The sequence below is a fragment of the Roseomonas sp. SRI_022 genome (assembly GCF_057586215.1).
On sequence record NZ_JBYCZL010000024.1, the window covers coordinates 24,343 to 43,513 of the forward strand.

The window sequence follows — 19,171 nt, forward strand, 5'->3', positions numbered from 1 at the left end:
CCATGGACGCCCTTCCCGCCATGGCCCAGGGCGAGGCCCGCCGCGCGACGCGCGGCGCGGCCCTGCTCGACCGGGCCCTCCTCTCCCGCGCCGCGATCGACGCCTTCCGCAAGCTCGATCCGCGCCACCTGCTGCGCAACCCGGTCATCTTCGTGACCGAGGCCGTCGCGCTACTGGTGACGATCCTTGCCTGCCGCGCCGTCGGTCTCGGCCAACCCTTCGCCTTCGAGGCCGGCATCGCGGCCTGGCTGTGGCTGACCGTGCTGTTCGCAACCTTCGCAGAAGCCGTCGCGGAAGGCCGTGGCCGCGCCCAGGCCGACAGCCTGCGGCGCGCCCGCAGCGAAACGCGCGCCAAGCGCCTGCTGCGCGCCGATGACCGCAGCCTGTGGGAACCCTGCGCCGCCCCTGACCTGCGCGTCGGCGACCTCGTGCTGGTCGAGGCCGGCGACATCATCCCGTCCGATGGCGAGGTGATCGAGGGCATCGCCTCGGTCAACGAGGCGGCGGTGACCGGCGAATCCGCCCCGGTGATCCGCGAGAACGGCGGCGACCGTAGCGCCGTGACCGGCGGCACGCTGGTCGTGTCCGACTGCATCGTGGTGCGCATCACCGCGGCACCGGGCTCGACCTTCCTCGACCGCATGATCTCGCTGGTCGAGGGCGCGTCGCGCCAGAAGACGCCGAACGAGATCGCCCTCGACATCCTGCTGGCGGGCATGACGATCATCTTCCTGATCGCGGTGGCGACGCTGGTCGGCTTCGCCTCCTGGAACGGGGCGCCGCCGTCCGTGCCGGTGCTCGCCGCGCTGCTGGTGACGCTGATCCCGACGACGATCGGCGGGCTGCTCTCGGCGATCGGCATCGCGGGCATGGACCGCCTGGTGCGCTTCAACGTGCTGGCGACCAGCGGCCGCGCCGTGGAGGCGGCGGGCGATGTCGATATGCTGCTGCTCGACAAGACCGGCACCATCACGCTCGGCAACCGCCAGGCCGCCGCCTTCGTGCCGGTTGCCGGAGTGGCCGAGCGCGACCTCGCCGAGGCCGCCATGCTCGCAAGCCTCGCCGACGAGACGCCGGAGGGGCGCTCGATCCTTGCCTTCGCGCGTGAGCGCTATGGCATCGCCACCGCCACCACGCCGGACGACGCCGTGATCGTGCCCTTCACCGCGCAGACGCGCATCTCGGGACTCGACCTGCCTGGCGGGCGCTATCGCAAGGGTGCGGTCGATGCCCTGCTGAAGGCGATCGGCACGGCACCGCCCGCCGGCTTCCGCGACAGCGTGGACCGCATCGCACGCGCGGGCGGCACGCCGCTCGCCGTTGCCCGCGACGGCGTGCTGCTCGGCGCCATCGAGCTGAAGGACATCGTCAAGACCGGCATGCGCGACCGCTTCGACGCGCTGCGGCGCATGGGCGTCCGCACGGTGATGGTCACCGGCGACAACCGGCTGACCGCCGCCGCCATCGCCGCCGAGGCCGGGGTGGACGATTTCATCGCGGAGGCGACGCCGGAGGACAAGCTCACCTACATCCGGCGCGCCCAGGCCGAAGGGCGGCTGGTAGCGATGGCCGGCGACGGCACCAACGACGCGCCGGCGCTGGCCCAGGCCGATGTGGGCCTCGCGATGCAGACCGGCACGCAGGCGGCGCGCGAGGCCGGCAACATGGTCGATCTCGACAGCGATCCGACCAAGCTCATCGAGGTAGTGGAGATCGGCAAGCAGCTGCTGATCACGCGCGGCGCACTGACCACCTTCTCGATCGCCAACGACGTGGCGAAGTACTTCGCCATCCTGCCGGCGATCTTCGTCGCCTCCTATCCGCAGTTGCAGGCGCTGAACGTGATGGGGCTCGCCTCGCCGGAAAGCGCCATCCTCTCGGCGGTGATCTTCAATGCGCTGATCATCGTGGCACTTGTGCCGCTCGCGCTGCGCGGTGTGCGCTACGTGCCGGTGGGCGCGGCGGCGCTGCTGCGGCGGAACCTGCTGGTCTACGGGCTCGGCGGCATCGTCGCGCCCTTCCTCGGCATCAAGCTGATCGACCTTGTCCTCGTCGTCATCGGGATCGCGTGACCATGACAACCCTTCTTCGCCCCGCACTCGCCACGGTCGGGCTGTTCACCCTGCTGCTCGGCCTTGCCGCCCCGCTTGCCGTGACGGGCATCGCGGCGGCGCTGATGCCCGGCCAGGCGGGCGGTAGCCTGATCGAACGCGACGGCCGCGTCGTGGGATCCGCGCTGCTCGGTCAGTCCTTCACCGAGGCGCGGTACTTCCATCCGCGGCCTTCCGCGACCGTGGAGGCCGATCCCGCCGAACCCGGTGCGACACGGCCGGCCCCGTACAACGGCGCGGCCTCCGCGGCATCGCAGCTCGGACCGACCTCGGCCACGCTGCTCGGGGCGGTGCGCGAGCGCGCCGAGGCCATTGGCGGCGGGACGGTGCCGGCGGATGCGGCGACGGCCTCCGGCTCCGGCCTCGATCCGCATGTCAGCCTGGAGAACGCGCTGCGCCAGGTGCCACGCGTGGCGCAGGCGCGTGGGCTGACTGAACAGCGCGTCCGGGCGCTCCTGGAGATGCATCGAGAGGTCCGCGAATGGGGGCTGTTCGGCGAGCCGCGGGTGAATGTGCTGCGTCTCAACTTGGCGCTTGATCGTCTGGAATGAGGCGCCATCCGGTCGCCGGCACTCGCGGCGCCACGCATCCCGCGCTAGCGTCTTCGTGGAGCTTCGCGCACCAGTCGTGCGTGGGCGCTGGGAAGGAGACGGATATGAACATCATCGCCGCGCCCACGCGCCGCGCGCTGCTTGGCCTGCCGGGCTTGCTCGTTTCTACCGGCGGCCGCGCCCAGCCATCCTGGCCCGACCGGCCGGTTCGCCTGCTGATCGGCTTCCCGCCGGGCGGGCCGACGGATTTCATCGGTCGCGTCGCCGCAAACGGCCTTCAGGCCGCCTGGGGCCAGACCGTGGTGGTCGAGAACCGCGCCGGCGCCTCCTCCTCCGTCGCGGCGGAGGTGGTGTCCCGCGCCGCGCCGGATGGCCTGACCCTGTTCTTCGCGTCCAACTCCGTCGTCCTCAATGGCGCGATCCACCCCAGCCTGCCCTACGCCCTTCCCGGCAGCTTCGCCCCCATCGGCACCTTCTGCAGCGCGCCGAACGTGTTCTGGTGCGCGGCAAACCAGCCGTGGCGCGACCTGGCCGCGGTCGCCGCCGCGGCCCGCGCGCAGCCTGGCGTGCTCGCCTATGGCACCACCGGCGTCGGCGGCACCGGCCATTTCGGCGGCGAGACGCTGTGCGGGACGCTCGGCATCTCGCTCAGCCACGTGCCCTATCGCGGCACCGCGCCCTTGATGCAGGACGTGATCGGCGGGCGCGTACCATTGCTGACGCACGGCATGGCCGGGGCCGTCGGTCCCTATCAGGCTGGGCAAATCCGCCCGCTTGCCGTGCTTGGGCCAAGGCGCGCGCCGGAACTGCCCGAGGTGCCGACGATGGCTGAACTCGGCCATCCCGTGCCGGATTCCGGCGTGTGGTTCGGCATCATGGCCCCCGCCGGCACGCCGGCCGAACTCGTCGCGCGGATGGCCCGCGACCTGGAAGCACTCACCAACACCGCCGACACGCGGACGAAACTCGCCACGCAGGCCGCGGTGCCGGACTTCTCCGGACCGCAGGACTTCACGAGCCGCATCCGGGTGGAACTAGCGACCTGGCGGGAGGTTGCGCGCAGCGTCGGGATCAAGCCGGAGTAGAGGTGAAGTTTGGCGCCGGCAGTATCTGGGTGTGTCTCGGTCGCCGCGGCGATGACCTGACGGGCCCATGGCACGCTGTCCCCGGCGCGCGACAATGCGGCGCCCTTCCCAACCAGCTTCGGGGCGCATCATTCCGGCCTCGAATGGCGGTGCGGGCTTTCCTGGACGATCGAACGCCCACGTCAGACGACCTGGAAGCCATGCGCATAGGGATCGCGATCGTCGATGAAGATCGTGTTGTAGCCGGTCATCCGTGCCCAGCCCGCGATGGAGGGAATGATGGCGGGGCGGTTGCCGACGCTTGTCGCGGCCTCGACGCGACCGTGGAACAGCGAGCCGATGATGCTCTCATGCACGAAGGCATCGCCCGGCTTCAACCTGCCCTTCGCGGCCCATTGCGCCATGCGGGCGGAGGTGCCGGTGCCGCAGGGTGACCGGTCAATCGCCTTGTCGCCGTAGAAGACGGCGTTGCGTGCGCTGGCCTCCGGCTTCGTCGGCACGCCGGTCCAGAGGATGTGGCTGAGGCCACAGATCTCCGGCTTTTCCGGGTGCACGAACTCGTAGGCCTCGTTCAGCGCACGGCGCAGCCTCGGGCTGAGCTCCACCAGCCGCCCGGCCGGGAACTCCGCCATGTCGCGGAAGTTCTCCTGCGCATCGACGATGGCGTAGAAATTACCGCCATAGGCGACATCGACCGTCAGCGGCCCGAGGCCTGGGCAATCCACCGCCAGCTTCTCGGCGTGCACGAAGGAGGCGATGTTGGTGATCCGCACCTCCTCCACATGCGCGCCCTCCTGTCGGTATTCGGCGGTGACGACGCCGGCCGGCGTGTCCAACCGCAGCACGCCGGGCTGCTTCGGTGTCACCAGGCCATTCTCGATCGCCATGGTGACGGTGCCGATGGTGCCGTGGCCGCACATGGGCAGGCAGCCCGAGGTCTCGATGAACAGGATCGCGATGTCGCAGTCGGCGCGCGTCGGGGGATAGAGGATGGAGCCCGACATCATGTCGTGGCCGCGCGGCTCGAACATCAGCCCGGTGCGGATCCAATCATATTCCGCCAGGAAATGCGCCCGCTTCTCGATCATCGTCGCGCCCTGCAGCAGTGGCCCGCCGCCGGCGACGAGGCGCACCGGATTGCCGCAGGTATGCCCGTCGATGCAGGAGAAGGTATGGCGCGGCATGCAGCGTCTCCGTGGCTTCAGAAGCGTTGCGCGCTGAACGGCGCGATGTCGAGCGAGGGAGCGCGGCCGGCCACGAGATCGGCGATCAGTCGCCCGGTCGCGGCGGATTGCGTCAGGCCAAGATGGCCATGGCCGAAGGCGTAGAGGATGCGCGCGCTGGCACTGGACGGGCCGATCACCGGCAAGCTGTCGGGCAGCGAAGGCCGGAAGCCCATCCATTGCGTGCCGCCTTCCGTGCGCAGCCCCGGCAGGAAACGGGCCGCCTTGGCGAGCATGGTCGCCGACCGCCGGAAATTCGGCGGGCGGCTGAGACCGCCAAGCTCCACCGCCCCACCGACGCGCACGCCGCCCCGGATCGGCGTGGCGACGAAGCCATGGCCCGGAAAGGTCAGCTGCCGCCGCAGATCGAAGGCGCCGGGCGGCAGGGTCGTGTTGTAGCCGCGCTCCGTCTCCAACGGCACGCGGTCGCCGAGCGCGACAGCCAGTGGCCGCGACCAGGCGCCGCAGGCGATGACGGCGTGGGAAGCATCGATGCTCTCCCCGCCTTCGATCGCGATGCGCGCACCGTCGTCGGTCGGTGACACTGCCAGCACGCGCGCGCGACGAAAGGTCGCGCCGCGGCGTTCTGCATGGGCGAGCAGACCGCGCGCGAAGAGGTGCGGATCTTCCACCGTCTGCCAGCCCGGGACGAAGGTGGCGAAGCCGAACTGCGGCGAAAGGCCCGACTGCAGGGCGGCGATCGCCTCCCCGCGCAGATGCTCGAAGACGATGCCTTCCTTCGCGCGCGTATCCCAGCCGGGCAGCGATGCGCGCCATTCGGCCTCGCTTTCGTGGAGTTCCAACGCGCCATCGGAACGCACCACGCCGGACAGGCCTGCCCGGGTGACGAGTGTGCCCATCGCCTCCCGCGCCAGGCGCATCATGGCGGCTTGCGCGACCATGCTGCCGCGCACGCGGTCCGGCCAGCTCGCACGCCAGAAGCGCAGGAGCCAGGGCGCGATGCGCGGCAGGTAGGCTGGTGGAATCGTCAGCGGCCCCAGCGGATCGAGCAGCCATTTCGGCGCCTTGCGGATGATCCCTGGCGAGGCCAGCGGCATGACATCCGAAAAGGCGAAGGCGCCGGCATTGCCGAAGCTCGCACCTCTTGCCGGCTCGTCGCGATCGAGCAGGAGGACCGATCGGCCCTCCTCCACCAAATGACAGGCGGCCGCGATACCGACGACCCCGGCGCCGATCACGACGACATCGGCAGCGGTGCCGGAAGCGGGCATGTTCATCACGCGGTCAGTTCACCGCAGCGGCGATCGCCTGCCAATGGGTGGTGCGCGAACCCGCCTTGCGCCACCGCCCTCAGGCGGCGACCTGCGGCAGGCTCGGCCGCTGGGCCAGCGCCTTGGCCATCAGCGCCTCGACCTCGCGCCGGTCGGCCTCGGGCAGGGCCAGGCGCGGCGGGCGCGTCAGGGCGGAACCGCGGCCCATGATCGCCTCGCACAGCTTGATGCACTGTACGAGATCCGGCCGCGCATCGAGATGCAGCAGCGGCATGAACCAGTCGTAGAGCGGACGCAGTTCATCGAACCGCCCGGCGGCAGCGAGGCGGAACAGCGCCTCCCCTTCCTGCGGGAAGGCGTTGGACATGCCGGAGACCCAGCCGACCGCGCCAAGCATGACGCTTTCCGCCACCGTGTCGTCGAGACCGGCGAACAGCGTGAAGCGATCACCCACCATGTTGCGCAGGTCGGTGAAGGCGCGCGTGTCGCCTGAGGAATCCTTGAAGGCCTGGATCGTCTCGACATCCGCGAGTGTCGCGAGGATGTCGGGCGTGACCGCGTTCTTGTAGATGGGCGGGTTGTTGTAGACCATCACCGGCACGTCGATCGCGCTGGCGACGCCGCGGAAATGCGCGGCCGTCTCATGCGGCTTGGACGAGTAGACGAGCGCGGGCATCACCATCACGCCGTCCACACCCGCCTTCTGCGCGGCGCGCGCCGTGTCGATCGCGAAAGCGGTGGTGAATTCGGCGACGCCCGCGATGACCGGCACCCTGCCCTTGGCGACATCGACCGCGGCCTCGATCACCTGGATCTTCTCGGCCGTCGTCAGCGAGCAGTTCTCGCCGACCGTGCCGCAGACCACGAGGCCCGAGACGCCGTCGCGGATCAGACCTGCGATCACCCTGCGGGTGGCCTCCACATCCAGCGAGAGGTCGGTGCGGAACTGTGTCGTCACGGCGGGAAAGACGCCCCGCCAGGTCACCTTGTGCGCCATCGGCCTGTCCCTTCCTTGGGTGTGGCGCTTTCTAGAATTTATAAATTGCCTTCGTCAATCGGAATTTATAAATTCATTGAAGTCAATGGAATCAACATGATGGCACGCACAATCGTGCGCACCGCAGCCCTTGGGACCAGCCACAAGACGATCACCGCCGCAGCCGCGGAGGCGATCCGCCGGCGCATCCTCGATGGCAGCTACGCCACGGGGATGAAGCTGCAGCAGGACATGATCGCGGCCGAGCTCGGCATCAGCCGCATCCCGGTGCGCGAGGCGCTGTTCCAGCTCGATGCCGAGGGGCTTGTGACGATCGAGCCGCAGCGCGGCGCGACGGTCTCGCGACTGTCACCCGAGCGGATGACGGAGACGCTGGAGCTGCGGGCGATCCTCGAACCCTATCTGCTGCGGCACTCGGCGCCGAACCTGACGGAGGCCGATCTCGCCGCCCTCGCTTGCCTGCTCGAAGACTACACCGGGACCATCGAGGCGAATGAGGTCAATCGCTGGGGCGAGTTGAACACGGCCTTTCATCTCGGCCTATACGCCCGCGCCAACCGCCCGCGCGCGCTCGCGACGGTGACGACGCTGCTGCGGGAGTCGGACCGCTACACGCGGCTGCAGCTCGCCGCGAGCGTCGAGTACCAGCAGCGCGCCCAGCTGGAGCACTGGGAGCTGCTGCGGCTGTGCCGGATGAAGAGCCTCGATGCCGCCGCCGCGCTGATGGAGGCGCATATCCGGCACGTCCTGGATACACTCACCGCCATCCTCGCCGAGGCGCCGTGACGCAATAGCCTCGCGGTCGCGTGATGGTCCGATCGGAACCGGCAAGGTGACCACCGGACCGGCCAAAGGCGTTTCGCGCACGCGCCCCATTCAGGTGTCTCGCGGCCCGACGCGCTGATGCCCGGCGATCGGCCGGCTCCGCATCGCGAACGTCTCATTCCGAAACCACAACATCTCAAACCTTTCTCAAGGTCTTCTCCAAGTCCTTTCCGTCGCTCGCTCCTAGGGTTCCGCCACGTCGCCGACGCCATCCGGCCAGCAAGCCGGGCCGAGGCCGAAGGACGCAGCCACCTGTCCCAACCGCCGGCGGCTCAGCCGCCCACGGCAGCCCCCAGGAGAGCACCCATGAATGCCGTCACCGACGTCGCCGAAGCCCCGCCCCCCATGGCGAAGAAGGAAAAGCCGCCGCTCAACGGCGTGAACACGCCCGCGCTGCTCGCCACCATCGGCGTCGTCGCCGGCCAGCCGGCGCTGGCCAAGTTCCAGTTCCGCGCCCATGGCCAGTGGAAGTCCGGCACGCATATGCAGGGCACGATGCTCGGCTTCTCCGGCGCCGGCGGCGACCATGCGCACAAGTTCGCCACCATGGCCCACAGCGATCATCCCGCCGTGCTCTGCGGCGAGGATGAAGGCCCGACGCCCACCGAATGGATCCTGCACGGCCTCGCCGGCTGCCTGACCGCCGGCATCGCCAACATCGCCGCGGTGCGCGGGGTAAAGCTGCAGTCGGTGGAAGCCTTCGTCGAAGCCGATATCGACCTGCAGGGCATCCTCGGCCTGTCGGAGACGGTGCGTAACGGCTTCAACGACGTGCGCGTGACCTTCAAGGTCGCAGGCGATGCGCCGGCCGAAACGCTGAAGGCGATCGTCGCCCAGGCCAAGGCACGCTCCGCGGTGTTCGACATCCTGACGAATGGCGTTCCGGTCTCCATCGCCGTGGAGGCCTGACAGCGCCCGGCCGGCGGCGTGCCCCTCGCCGCCGGCCTCCCTTCCCCCGAGGACCCCATGCGGACCACCGACGTCATCATCGTTGGCGCCGGCCAGGCCGGGCTCGCCATGAGCCATTGCCTCGCCGCGCGCGGCATCAACCATCGGGTGCTCGAACGCGGCCGGATCGCCGAGCGCTGGCGCAGCGAACGCTGGGACAGCCTCCGCCTGCTGACCCCGAACTGGATGAGCCGCCTGCCCGGCTGGTCCTATCGCGGCGACGACCCGGAGGGCTTCATGACGATGCCCGAGGTGGTCCGTCTCCTTGACGGCTACGCGCAGAGCGCGCCGGTGGAGACGGGTGTTGCGGTGCGCGCGGTGCAACCGGCGCCTTTCGGCTATCGGGTTTCGACCAGCGCCGGGGACATCGGCGCGGCGACCGTCGTCATCGCCACCGGGCAATGCGACCTGCCCTACATCCCCGCCATGGCCGCATCACTGCCGAAGGCGATGCGCCAGGTCACACCATCGTCCTACCGTAACCCCGATGCGCTCGCGCCGGGCGGCGTGCTGGTGGTCGGCGCCTCCGCCTCCGGCGTGCAGATCGCCGAGGAGATCCACCGCTCCGGCCGCCCAGTGACGCTGGCGGTTGGAAGCCACACGCGGTTGCCGCGGCGCTGGCGCGGCCGGGACATCCTCGACTGGATGGCGCGTGCCGGTGTGCTGACGGAACCCGCGGAGGCGATGCGGGACCTTGCCGCAGCGCGGACGCAGCCGTCACTGCAACTGGTCGGTCGGCCGGACCATGCAAGCCTTGATCTCGGCGCGCTGCACGGCATGGGCGTGCGCCTGGTCGGGCGCGTGGTGGCCATGGCGGATGGCCGCGTGATGCTGCGCAACGACCTCGCGGAGACGACCGCCGCAGCGCAACGCAGGTTGGACCGACTGATCGCGCGCCTCGGCCCGGTCGCGGACAGACATGGCGCACCGGATGAACCGTCGCCGCGACCGCTCGCACCGTTCCCCGCCACACCATCTGCCATCGACCTCGCGGCCGAAGGCATCCGCACCGTGGTCTGGGCCACTGGCTTCCGGCGCAACTATGCCTGGCTGCAGGTGCCCGTCCTCGATGCCACGGGCGAGATCCGCCACACCGGCGGCGTGACGCCGGCGCCCGGCCTGTACGTGCTCGGCCTGCGCTTCCTGCGTCGGCGCAATTCGAGCTTCCTCGACGGCGTCGGAGCCGATGCCGAAGCGCTGGCCGCTGAACTCCACGCCCATCTCGCCACACGCGGCCGTATCGCGGCCTGATGCAGGAGAATGCCATGAAGCCGATAGAGCGCTTCGATGTCCTGGTGGTCGGCGCGCGCTGTGCCGGCGCCGCCGCCGCGATGCTGATGGCACGGCGCGGCATGCGCGTGCTCGCGGTGGATCGCGGCACCTATGGGTCCGACACGCTTTCGACCCATGCGTTGATGCGCGGGGGCGTGATGCTCCTCGCCCGGTGGGGTTTGCTGCCGCGGCTGGTCGAGGCCGGCACGCCGCCCATCCGCCGCACCACCTTCCACTATGGCGCCGAGGCCATCCCGGTCGATCTCCACCCCAGCGAGGGCGTCGATGCGCTCTACGCGCCGCGGCGGACGCTGCTCGACAGCATGCTGGTCGACGCCGCCTGGGAGGCCGGCGCGGAGGTGCGGCACCACCACTCCCTGACGTCGCTGCTGCGCGATGATGGCGGGCGCGTCACCGGCGCAGTGGTGGTGGATGAGACGGGTCGCGAACATGCCATTGCGGCCCGTCTCGTCATCGGCGCCGACGGCGTCGGCTCGGCCGTCGCGCGTCTGGCCGGCGCAAGCGTGACGGAGGAAGGGCAGCATGCCGCGACCTGCCTCTACACCTATGTCGCCGGGCTGCCCGATACCGGCACGCATTGGCACTATGCACCTGGCGCCAGCGCGGGACGTATTCCCTCCAATGCCGGGCGGCACTGCATCTTCGTCTCGGTGCCGCCGGCGCGCTTGCGGGCGGCACGTCACGGCAACCGGGTCACGACCCTGCGGCAGATCCTGGCGGAGGTATCGCCCTCGCTCGCCGAACAATGCGCCGCGCTCTCGCCGGATGGCGAGCCGATCGCCTTCGCCGGCCGCAGAGGCTTCCTGCGTCAGGCCTACGGAGCCGGCTGGGCGTTGATCGGCGATGCAGGCTACTTCAAGGATCCCATTACCGCGCATGGCATCACCGATGCGCTGCGCGATGCCGCCCTGCTCGCAGATGCCGCCGCCGAAGGCAGCGAGGCGGCCTTCGCCCACTTCGCCGCGCGGCGCGACGATCTTTCCCTGCCGCTGTTCCGTGTGACGGACGAGATCGCGGGCTATGGTTGGACACTCGATCGGGCGAAGGAACTCCACCTCGCGCTGAACCGGGCGATGAAGCGCGAAGTGGCAGCCCTGGCAACGGAGGTTGTGTCATGAGCGACGTCTGGTCCCGTACTCTCGCCGGCAAGCCACAACCAAGTCAGGCGGCGGAGCGCACGCGTCGCACCACCATGGCCGATGTCGAGGCCTTCACGGCCATCACCGGCGACCGCAACCCGCTGCACTACGACGCCGCCCTTGCCGCGGCATCACCCTTCGGCGGGCTGATCGTGCAGGGCGGCGTCACCTCCGGCCTGCTCAACGCCGTGGTGGCGGAGGATCTGCCGGGCCCGGGCAGCGTCTTCCTCGGCGTCGAATGGCGCTTCGTGAAGGCGGTGCATGTAGGCGAGACGATCACCGCGCGCGTCGAGGTCCTGACCGTGCGCGACGACAAGCCGATCTGCACCCTGTCCACCACCGTGCGCAACGCGGCGGGGGAAGCCTGCCTGACCGGTACCGCCGTGACCTGGACGGCGCCGCTGCGCGACCCTCCATGATCGCCAGGCAATCTCCACGCCGCCGCAAGCCGTTCTTCAAGCACTGCGGCCGCGACGCAAAGACACTGCAATCGAGCCCGCCGATCACCGGATCGGGCACAGGAACGAGGAGATTGACGATGGCCGCCACCACCTCCACGCCGAAGACCGCCGCGCCGACCCGGCCAGCCCCCGAAGAGACGCCCCGCAGCGTCGGCAAGACGATCGCCGAGCGCGATACGTCGCCCGAAACCCTGTCCTGGAAGGACGAGTTGGCTCTGCTGTTCTCGCCTCGCTAAGCCACGGCCGAGGCAGGCGGGCCGTCATCGAGGCCCGCCCGCCGCAAGCCGTCGAGACAGCGGTCGATCAGCCCCTGCTCGGCACAGAAGAAGAAATCCGCGCGCGCGGCACTCAGCGTGTAGCCCGGCGCCTTCTCCAATAGTCCCGCCAGCGCACGCCGCGCCTCCTCCTGCCGCCCCAGCAGCCCCAGCGACGCTGTGAGCATCATATGCGGCCAGGATTTGGCGTTCGGCACACGCGTCGCGCGCCGGGCGTAGTCCACCGCTTCGGCAAACTCGCCGAGATCGATATGCGCGAGCGCGCGCGCCCCGTGGAAGCTCGACAGGTGCGGATCGCGCGGACTGAGATCCGTGGCGCGGTCGATATGCACCATCCCGTCCCGCGGCCGGCCACTCCAGATCATGGTGCAGCCCAGCGCGTAATGCGCCTGCGCGAAGCTCGGGTTGAGCGCCACCGCTTGCGCCAGCAGCGCGATCGCTTCCTCGTAGTCGTGGCGGAAGGCGTGCACACGGCCGAGCACACAAAGATTCATGCAATCCTGATTGTCGAGCGCCACGGCGCTGCGGCTCAGATGCAGCGCCTCCTCGATCCGCGCCTCGCGCGCGTCGGGCCCATCCACCACCGCTTCCTGCAACAGCACATAGGCGAGGCCGCCATGGGCCCGCGCGAAGGTTGGGTCGAGCGCGATGGCGCGGCGGAACATCGCCTCGGCCTCCGCCATTCCAGGCTGGGTGAAGCCCCACAGATGGAACAGCCCACGCTGGTAGCAGTCCCAGGCCCCGAGATTGACCGGCGGCCGCCGCGCCGCCGCCTCGCGCTCGAGCCGCGCGAGCTCGGGTTCGATCGCCGCGGCGATCTGCTCCGACATGGCACGCTGCACGTCGAGCACGTCGGCCAGTGCGAGGTCATAGGTCTCCGACCATAGCTGCCGGCCGCTCTCACAGGAAACAAGGTCTGCCGCGAGGCGGACATGGTCGCCCCGCTTGGCGACGCTGCCATGTACCAGGTAGCGCACGCCGAAAGCCGCGCCGATCTCGCGTGGATCCACGTCCCGGTTGCGGAAAGCGGCGGCGGTATGGCGGCTCAACACGTCCATCCAGCGATGCCGCGCGAGCAGGCGGATGATGTCCTCGGTCAGGCCGTAGCTGAAGTAGTCGGTGTCGGGCTCGGCGCTGAGATTGGCGAAGGGCAGCACGACGACAGACGGCCGCGGGGACGGTTCGGCAGCCGCGGGCTCCGCCGCAGGCATCGGCGCTGGCGCGGGATCGGCCACCGGCTCCTCGGGCAGATCCAGGACCTCGCCCACGAAGCGGAAGCCACGCTTGTGGATGGTCTTGATCAGCGACTGGCGCTCACCGTCGTCGCCCACCGCCTTGCGCGCGGCGTTGATGCGGCTGCTCAGCGCCGCCTCGGAGACGATGCGCCCGCTCCAGATCTCGTCGAGCAGTTCGTCCTTGCTGACCACGCGATCGCGATGACGCAGCAGGTGAACCAGCAGGTCGAAGACCTGTGGCTCGACATGCACGCGACTGCCATCACGACGCAGTTCCTGCCGGCGCAAATCGACTTCATGGCCGGCGAAGGTGAGAGGCATTCCGGTCCTCCCCGCAGATAGCCGCCGTTCGGCGACGGCGTCCCGGTCCCATGCGAGGGCCGCGACCATACCGCGACCCAGCAAGTATCCGTCAGTGGCCCCGCCCGGCTCAACAGTCGAGTGCGCCAGATCACGCGGATCGCTGAATCCACAAGAAGATCTCCAATGGCCCACCAAGCGCCACGCCATGCAGCGCCGCACAGTCTGCGGGCCGCGCGGCGATCCAGCCGACGGCATGCATCAGAAGGAATGCCTGCCATGACCACCATCGGAAATCTGATCGAAGGCTTCGCGCGCATCCGGGAACGCGTCCGCGGGCGGAAGCTGCTGCTCGAGATGGATGCCCGGATGTTGAAGGACGCCGGCATCTCACGGGACGTCGCCGCGGCAGAAGCCGCCAAGCCCTGGTGGCGGGCCTGACGCGAAAGCGTCGCCCGCCGCCGGCACAGCCGGAGCCATCCGACATGACGACCACCCCTTCACCGCTCGGCATCGCGGCCGGGCTCGCCGCATCCGCCATCTGGGGCGGCGCCATCGCCGTCACACGCCTTGGCGTTTCGGGCGACGCGCCGCTCGGTCCAATGGATATCGCGATGCTGCGCTTCATCGGCCCAGCCCTGTTGCTGCTGCCCGTTCTGCGCCGCGCCTGGCCGCGACTGCGCCAGGTCTCACCCTGGCTGCTCGTCCTGTTGCTGGTGGGCGGCGGTGCACCCTTCGTCCTGGTCGCGGGCAGCGGGCTCAGCATCGCCGGGGCGGCACAGGCCGGCGCGCTGCTGCCGGGCACGGTGCCGGTCTGCGTCGCACTGGTCTCCGCATTGATGGGCGAGCGCATGAACGTCGCGCGCCTCGCAGGGCTGGCGATGATCGGCGCGGCGGTCGCGACGGTGGTGCTGCCTTCGGCCACCAGTGGCGGTGACGTGCTCTGGTCGGGCTACCTGCTGCTTCTGGCCGCCGCGCTGCTGGCCACCGGATACACCATCGCATTGCGGCGGAGCGGCCTCGGCGCCTGGGAGGCAGCGTCCTTCGTCAGCGCGGGTTCGGTGGTCGGGTTCGGCCCGCTCTATCTGCTCGCGATGGAGCCCGGCGTGCTGGTGGTACCCCTGCATGATGTCGCGCTGCAGGCGGCGTTCCAGGGACTTGCCTCGGGCATCCTCGCGCCCGTGGCCTTCGCCGCCGCGGTGCAGCGGTTGGGTGCCGCGCAGGCCGCCGCCTTCGGCAGCCTGAGTCCCGGGGCGGCCTGCGCGGGCGGCTTCGCGCTGCTGGGCGAGGTGCCGGATGCACCCGCCCTGGTCGCGGTGATTGCCTCCTGCCTCGGTGTCGCGCTCGTGACGCGAGCATCGGGCGCGGTTGCGGCGAAGGCCAGAACCGAGGGCCAGGCATAGGCGCATGACATCCCCGGACTGATGGAGGTCCGGGGAGGAACCTCCATCCGAGAGAGCCCGGCCGCCTGTCCCTTCACGCGCTGTGGCATCGGCGCAGCGGGGCCTTCGACCCTCCTCTCGCCCACTGCCATCCTTTGCGCCATCCTCGGTAGCGGCCAGGGCTTCGCCCTGCGGAAGCAAGGGTTCGACGAGGGAGGGCAACGTCACGGTCCGATTGCTACGACACACGCTGCTCCGCGGCCCGACGCCCTGCGAGGAGGCCCCGCGCCTCGCCGCCGCACTCGGCGCCGGACGGCTTTTCGTGAAGCGGGAGGACCTGTCCGGCCCCGCCCTCGGCGGCAACAAGATCCGCAAGCTGGAGCTGATCCTGGGCGCCGCCGCGATGGAGGGCGCCGATACCCTGGTGACCACGGCGGCCGCGCAGTCGAATTTCTGCCGTGCGCTGGCCGGCGTGGCCGCCGCGGCCGGGCTACACTGCCGATTGCTGCTCCGCGCTGGTGGCGGCACAGCGGTGACAGGCAACCTGCTTCTCGATCGCCTGTTCGGTGCCGAGATCACCTTCACCGACATCACCGATCCCTGGGATCCCGCCGTGGTTGACGCCTTGGCGGGCATCCTTGCCGAGGAACGCGCGGCAGGGCGCAGGCCCTATCTCGTGCAACTGCCGGGTGTCACCGCGCCGCTCGCCGCAGCCGCCTGGGCCCTGGCGGCGGAGGAGATCGCCGGCGATTTCGCCAAGGCGGGGGTCGAACCGGCCGCCATGGCCCTGGCCTGCGGCTCCGGACTCACGCTCGCCGGCCTTGCCCTTGGCTTTGCGCGGCAGGGCCTGCGGTCGCGGCTGCTCGGCGTTTCGGTGCAGCAGCCAGCGGCGCGACTGCGTCCCTGGGTGGATCAGGTGGTCACGCGCTGCGCCGACCTGCTCGGCTGGGATGCGGCCGGGGCAATGGACCGCGTCACCATCACCGACGACCAGATCGCACCAGGCTACGGGCAACCGAGCCCCGCCGGGTTGGAGGCTGTGGCACTGGCGGCGCGGCTGGAGGGACTGCTGCTTGACCCGACCTATACCGGCAAGGCCATGGCTGGCCTTGCCGCGGGTTTGCGCGACGGCGCGCTGCCAACGGGCGCGCCGGTCGCCTTCCTGCATTCCGGCGGCCTGCCCACGCTGTTCGCGCAGACCGAGGCGGTCGCCACCAGCCTCAGATAAGGCGATCCGGCGGGCTGCCCGCGGCCTGCCAGGCGGCGAAGGCGGCCTTCACCGCATCGGTCGGCGGATAGAGGCCGCGCAGCGGCTCGCCAGCCTCGATCCGCAGGCGCACATAGCATTCCAGCGCCTCGCGCGTCGCGACCTCGGCCAGGGCCTCGTCCCACAGCGTGGCGGGACAGACCACCACGCCGTCCTCGTCGCCGACCACCCAATCCCCCGGCAGGATGGTGACGCCGCCGAGCGCGACCGGCCTTCCATGTTCCACCAGCATCAGCCCGGCGGTGGAGGACGGCGCGGCGGGGCCACGGCACCAGACCGGCATGTCCATGCCCCGCAAATCGACCACGTCGCGCATGCCGGCGTCGCAGACCACCGCCGCCGCGCCGCGCAACATCAGCCGTGTCGCCATCATCTCGCCGAGGATGCCGGCATCGGCGCGCGCCTCGGCCTCGATGACGACGACCTCGCCGGGCTGAACGCCCTCGATCGCGTCGAAGGTGGGCGCGGTCGGGTTGTAGGGGACGTAGGCGGCGGCGAGGTCCTCGCGCAGCGGCAGGTAGCGGATGGTCGCCGCGCGGCCGGCGAAGCGGCAGCGCGCGGGCGCGAGCGGCGCGATCCCCTGCGGCGACAGGGCACGGATGCCCCATCGGCGCAGCAGGACGGAGGACAGCGCCGCTGTGGCGGGTGGCGCGTCGTTCTGGCGCGGTCGATTCAGACCTCCGCGCCTTGCGGCGCTTTGGTCATCGGACGCGCTCACGACCGCCGCGGCAGCAGTGGCGTCACGCGCGCGACGACCGACTGCATCGCCGCCTCCGGCGTCTTCATGCCAAGCACCGCGGCCTCCGCTTCCTCCTGGAAGATGTCGCCGGCGCGCGGCGCTTCGTCGAAGGCGGGCAGCGGAACACGGGCGACGCGCAGCACGCGGCGCTCCTGCTCGGCGAAGGGCACGCGTTCGCGGAACTGTGCGTTCTCATAGGTCGAGTTGCGGACTGGGCCATTGCCATTCAGCGCCATGGCAGTCGTCGCCTGCTTCGTGACCATCGCCTTGATGAAGGCCCAGGAGAGATCCTTTCGCCGGGCATTGCGCGGGATCGCCATGCCCCAGAACTCGACCTTGGCGGGCGCCACCTCGAAGCGGCTGCGCAGTTCCGAGGAAATCGGCACGGCGATGGTATGCACCTTGCCGGGGAAGCGGCTGCGCTGTGGGTCGTTGTAGATCTGGTTGCGGCCCATGGAGTTCAGCGCCATCGCGCCGCGCCCCTGCTGGATGAGGGTGTTCACATCCTCCGACTTGATGGCGGCGAAGTTGCGTGGGAAGGCGCCGGCCTGGAACAGGTCGCGGATCATGCGGATGGCGTTGAGCATCGGCGGTTGGTCCGCCGTGCAGCGGAAATCCGCGGTGATGAAGTCGCCATCCCAGGCGCGCGCAACGTCGATCACGTTGGGATAGGTCACGCCCGGCATCACGAGCCCCGTCACCGGCGTGCCGTCCGATCGGCGGTAGGAGGCGCGCCTGGCGAACTCCGCCACCTCCTCGATCGTCTGCGGCGCGCTGGTGATACCGCGCTCGGCAAACAGTTCCTCGTTGTAGTGCAGGCCCGAGGAAGCATGCCGGAAGGGAATGCCGATCTGCGCCCCGCCGATCTTCATCCCGTCGAGCAGGCCTGGGAAGATATCGGGCACGTCCTCGATCGGGTCGCGCGCCATGAAGGCGTCGAGCGGTTCGAACAACGACGCGGCACGCGGCGCGACCTGCGTGTTCAGCACGAAGCCGACATCGACGCCGGTCTCGGGCAGGCTCGCCTCACGCTGCAGGCGTTCCCACAGCGGGCCGGTGTCGAAGGTCGTCCACTGCACCTGGTTGCCGCTGGCCCGAGCCCAGGCGGCGGAAACGTCGCCGCCCTGGCTGCCGGTCGCGACCGTCTGATGCACGCGATGCGCAAGGATCGTCACCGGCCCGCCCGATTGCGCGCGGGCGGCGGCAGAGATCACCGCAGGTGCGGCGAGGCCGGCCGCGAGCAGCGCGCGTCGGCCGAGCGGGGGCGGCTTCTTCATGGCGTCTTGTTTCCTCCTGGCAGCGCATCCTCGCGGCCCGGGCCGCGTGTGAAGATCTCGGCGAGGCGCTGATCGGCGGCCTCGAAATGCGCGAGCATCGCGGCAAGGGCATCGTTCTCGTCGCGGCGGGCCACGGCTTCCGTCACGCGCACATGGCGGTCGAGGGTGAGACGCCAATTGGCCGCGTCCCGCGTGCCGACATTGAAGCGGCGCAGCACTTCCTCCAGCACCGGCCGCAACCCCTGCATCTGCAGGCGCACCAGCCGGTTGCCGGACATGCGCGCGAGCTGCTCGTGGAAGTCGAGATCAGCCGGGATCCAGCGCTCGACATCCCCGAGCGCGGCTTCCATGCGCGACAGCGCGTCGCGCAGCTTCGCAAGGCCCTCCGGCGTCGCATGCCGCGCGGCGAGCCGAGCGATGCCGGGTTCGAGGATGCGGCGCAGTTCGACGGCCTCGGCCAAGCCTTCCCGCGTGCTGCCGACGGCGAAGCGCCAGAAGCGGGCGAGCGGTTGCGCGTCGGTGACCTCCGCCACGCGGGTCAGCCGGCCCTGGCCGATGCTGACCGCGCCGAGGGCGGCCAATTGCCGCACCGCTTCCCGCACCACCTGCTTGGACACGCCGAAGCGCTCGGCGAGGCGGCCTTCCGCCGGCAGCGCCTGCCCCGGCTGCAGCCGGCCATCGAGGATGGCGCCACTCAACGCCGCGACCACGCCGTCACCGAGGCGCACGGGGGTCAGCGGGCCGAAGGGGTCGGTCTCCTCGATCGGGACCTGGACGGCAGCGCTCATGGCCGGAGCCTAGGCGTTAAGGTATTCACATTGCAACTGATCA

19 protein-coding genes are annotated in these 19,171 nt (G+C 70.2%); 12 read left to right on the forward strand and 7 right to left on the reverse strand.

The window, feature by feature from the left end; genetic code table 11:
• Positions 1-2 precede the first annotated feature (2 nt).
• The 3 genes from kdpB to AC2YHJ_RS20960 all read left to right on the forward strand — a co-directional run bounded on the left by kdpB (position 3) and on the right by AC2YHJ_RS20960 (position 3,747).
• Positions 3-2,072: a potassium-transporting ATPase subunit KdpB gene (gene kdpB, locus AC2YHJ_RS20950; RefSeq protein WP_487398114.1), complete on the forward strand. Its 2,070-nt coding sequence runs from the start codon at positions 3-5 to the stop codon at positions 2,070-2,072.
• 2 nt (positions 2,073-2,074) lie between these two features.
• Positions 2,075-2,662 (forward strand): potassium-transporting ATPase subunit KdpC, encoded by a 588-nt coding sequence (kdpC, locus tag AC2YHJ_RS20955; RefSeq protein ID WP_487398115.1) that lies wholly within the window; start codon positions 2,075-2,077, stop codon positions 2,660-2,662.
• 104 nt (positions 2,663-2,766) lie between these two features.
• Positions 2,767-3,747: a Bug family tripartite tricarboxylate transporter substrate binding protein gene (locus AC2YHJ_RS20960; protein ID WP_487398116.1), complete on the forward strand. Its 981-nt coding sequence runs from the start codon at positions 2,767-2,769 to the stop codon at positions 3,745-3,747.
• Between the two features lie 182 nt (positions 3,748-3,929).
• Here the strand turns inward: AC2YHJ_RS20960 and AC2YHJ_RS20965 are convergent, their stop codons facing one another.
• The 3 genes from AC2YHJ_RS20965 to AC2YHJ_RS20975 all read right to left on the reverse strand — a co-directional run bounded on the left by AC2YHJ_RS20965 (position 3,930) and on the right by AC2YHJ_RS20975 (position 7,199).
• Positions 3,930-4,931, reverse strand: a complete 1,002-nt coding sequence (locus AC2YHJ_RS20965; protein ID WP_487398117.1) for a 4-hydroxyproline epimerase — start codon at positions 4,929-4,931, stop codon at positions 3,930-3,932.
• A 17-nt stretch (positions 4,932-4,948) separates the two neighbouring features.
• Entirely contained in the window at positions 4,949-6,208 is a 1,260-nt protein-coding gene (locus AC2YHJ_RS20970) for an NAD(P)/FAD-dependent oxidoreductase (protein WP_487398118.1), read from the reverse strand.
• Between the two features lie 73 nt (positions 6,209-6,281).
• Positions 6,282-7,199 carry a dihydrodipicolinate synthase family protein gene (locus AC2YHJ_RS20975; protein ID WP_487398119.1) on the reverse strand — a complete coding sequence of 306 codons (918 nt, stop codon included), beginning with the start codon at positions 7,197-7,199 and terminating at the stop codon, positions 6,282-6,284.
• Positions 7,200-7,295: 96 nt separating this feature from the next.
• On the opposite strand from AC2YHJ_RS20975, the gene AC2YHJ_RS20980 reads away from it, so the two are divergent.
• The 6 genes from AC2YHJ_RS20980 (at position 7,296) to AC2YHJ_RS21005 (ending at position 12,101) form a co-directional block, all read left to right on the forward strand.
• Positions 7,296-7,985 carry a GntR family transcriptional regulator gene (locus tag AC2YHJ_RS20980; RefSeq protein WP_487398120.1) on the forward strand — a complete coding sequence of 230 codons (690 nt, stop codon included), beginning with the start codon at positions 7,296-7,298 and terminating at the stop codon, positions 7,983-7,985.
• Between the two features lie 345 nt (positions 7,986-8,330).
• Complete coding sequence (locus AC2YHJ_RS20985; RefSeq protein WP_487398121.1) at positions 8,331-8,933, forward strand: OsmC family protein; 603 nt, start codon at positions 8,331-8,333, stop codon at positions 8,931-8,933.
• A 57-nt stretch (positions 8,934-8,990) separates the two neighbouring features.
• Positions 8,991-10,223, forward strand: coding sequence for an NAD(P)-binding domain-containing protein (locus tag AC2YHJ_RS20990; RefSeq protein ID WP_487398122.1), 1,233 nt, complete (start codon positions 8,991-8,993; stop codon positions 10,221-10,223).
• 14 nt (positions 10,224-10,237) lie between these two features.
• Positions 10,238-11,383, forward strand: coding sequence for an NAD(P)/FAD-dependent oxidoreductase (locus tag AC2YHJ_RS20995; protein ID WP_487398123.1), 1,146 nt, complete (start codon positions 10,238-10,240; stop codon positions 11,381-11,383).
• The gene (locus AC2YHJ_RS21000; protein WP_487398124.1) at positions 11,380-11,823 is read left to right on the forward strand and encodes a MaoC family dehydratase; all 444 of its coding nucleotides are present in this window, start codon (positions 11,380-11,382) and stop codon (positions 11,821-11,823) included. Before AC2YHJ_RS20995 ends, AC2YHJ_RS21000 begins: the two co-directional genes overlap by 4 nt.
• A gap of 119 nt (positions 11,824-11,942) precedes the next feature.
• The gene (locus AC2YHJ_RS21005; RefSeq protein ID WP_487398125.1) at positions 11,943-12,101 is read left to right on the forward strand and encodes a hypothetical protein; all 159 of its coding nucleotides are present in this window, start codon (positions 11,943-11,945) and stop codon (positions 12,099-12,101) included.
• On the opposite strand, the gene AC2YHJ_RS21010 is transcribed toward AC2YHJ_RS21005, so the two are convergent.
• On the reverse strand, positions 12,098-13,696 hold the full coding sequence (locus tag AC2YHJ_RS21010; protein WP_487398126.1) for a winged helix-turn-helix domain-containing tetratricopeptide repeat protein: 1,599 nt from the start codon (positions 13,694-13,696) through the stop codon (positions 12,098-12,100). The two genes, AC2YHJ_RS21005 and AC2YHJ_RS21010, sit on opposite strands and share 4 nt — an antisense overlap.
• Before the next feature lie 258 nt (positions 13,697-13,954).
• Between AC2YHJ_RS21010 and AC2YHJ_RS21015 the strand changes: the two genes are divergently transcribed.
• The 3 genes from AC2YHJ_RS21015 to AC2YHJ_RS21025 all read left to right on the forward strand — a co-directional run bounded on the left by AC2YHJ_RS21015 (position 13,955) and on the right by AC2YHJ_RS21025 (position 16,285).
• The gene (locus AC2YHJ_RS21015; RefSeq protein ID WP_487398127.1) at positions 13,955-14,116 is read left to right on the forward strand and encodes a DUF1127 domain-containing protein; all 162 of its coding nucleotides are present in this window, start codon (positions 13,955-13,957) and stop codon (positions 14,114-14,116) included.
• A gap of 44 nt (positions 14,117-14,160) precedes the next feature.
• A complete protein-coding gene (locus AC2YHJ_RS21020) occupies positions 14,161-15,078 on the forward strand; it encodes an EamA family transporter (RefSeq protein ID WP_487398128.1) in 918 nt (305 codons plus the stop codon).
• Positions 15,079-15,292: 214 nt separating this feature from the next.
• The gene (locus AC2YHJ_RS21025; RefSeq protein WP_487398129.1) at positions 15,293-16,285 is read left to right on the forward strand and encodes a 1-aminocyclopropane-1-carboxylate deaminase/D-cysteine desulfhydrase; all 993 of its coding nucleotides are present in this window, start codon (positions 15,293-15,295) and stop codon (positions 16,283-16,285) included.
• Here the strand turns inward: AC2YHJ_RS21025 and AC2YHJ_RS21030 are convergent.
• Genes AC2YHJ_RS21030 through AC2YHJ_RS21040 form a run of 3 tightly spaced genes read right to left on the reverse strand, consistent with a single transcriptional unit; the run spans position 16,278 to position 19,128 of the window.
• Entirely contained in the window at positions 16,278-17,042 is a 765-nt protein-coding gene (locus AC2YHJ_RS21030) for an RraA family protein (protein ID WP_487398130.1), read from the reverse strand. The two genes, AC2YHJ_RS21025 and AC2YHJ_RS21030, sit on opposite strands and share 8 nt — an antisense overlap.
• On the reverse strand, positions 17,039-18,340 hold the full coding sequence (locus AC2YHJ_RS21035; RefSeq protein ID WP_487398131.1) for an ABC transporter substrate-binding protein: 1,302 nt from the start codon (positions 18,338-18,340) through the stop codon (positions 17,039-17,041). The genes AC2YHJ_RS21030 and AC2YHJ_RS21035 overlap by 4 nt, the downstream gene beginning before the upstream one ends.
• A complete protein-coding gene (locus AC2YHJ_RS21040; protein WP_487398132.1) occupies positions 18,337-19,128 on the reverse strand; it encodes a FadR/GntR family transcriptional regulator in 792 nt (263 codons plus the stop codon). The genes AC2YHJ_RS21035 and AC2YHJ_RS21040 overlap by 4 nt, the downstream gene beginning before the upstream one ends.
• Positions 19,129-19,171: the final 43 nt, after the last annotated feature.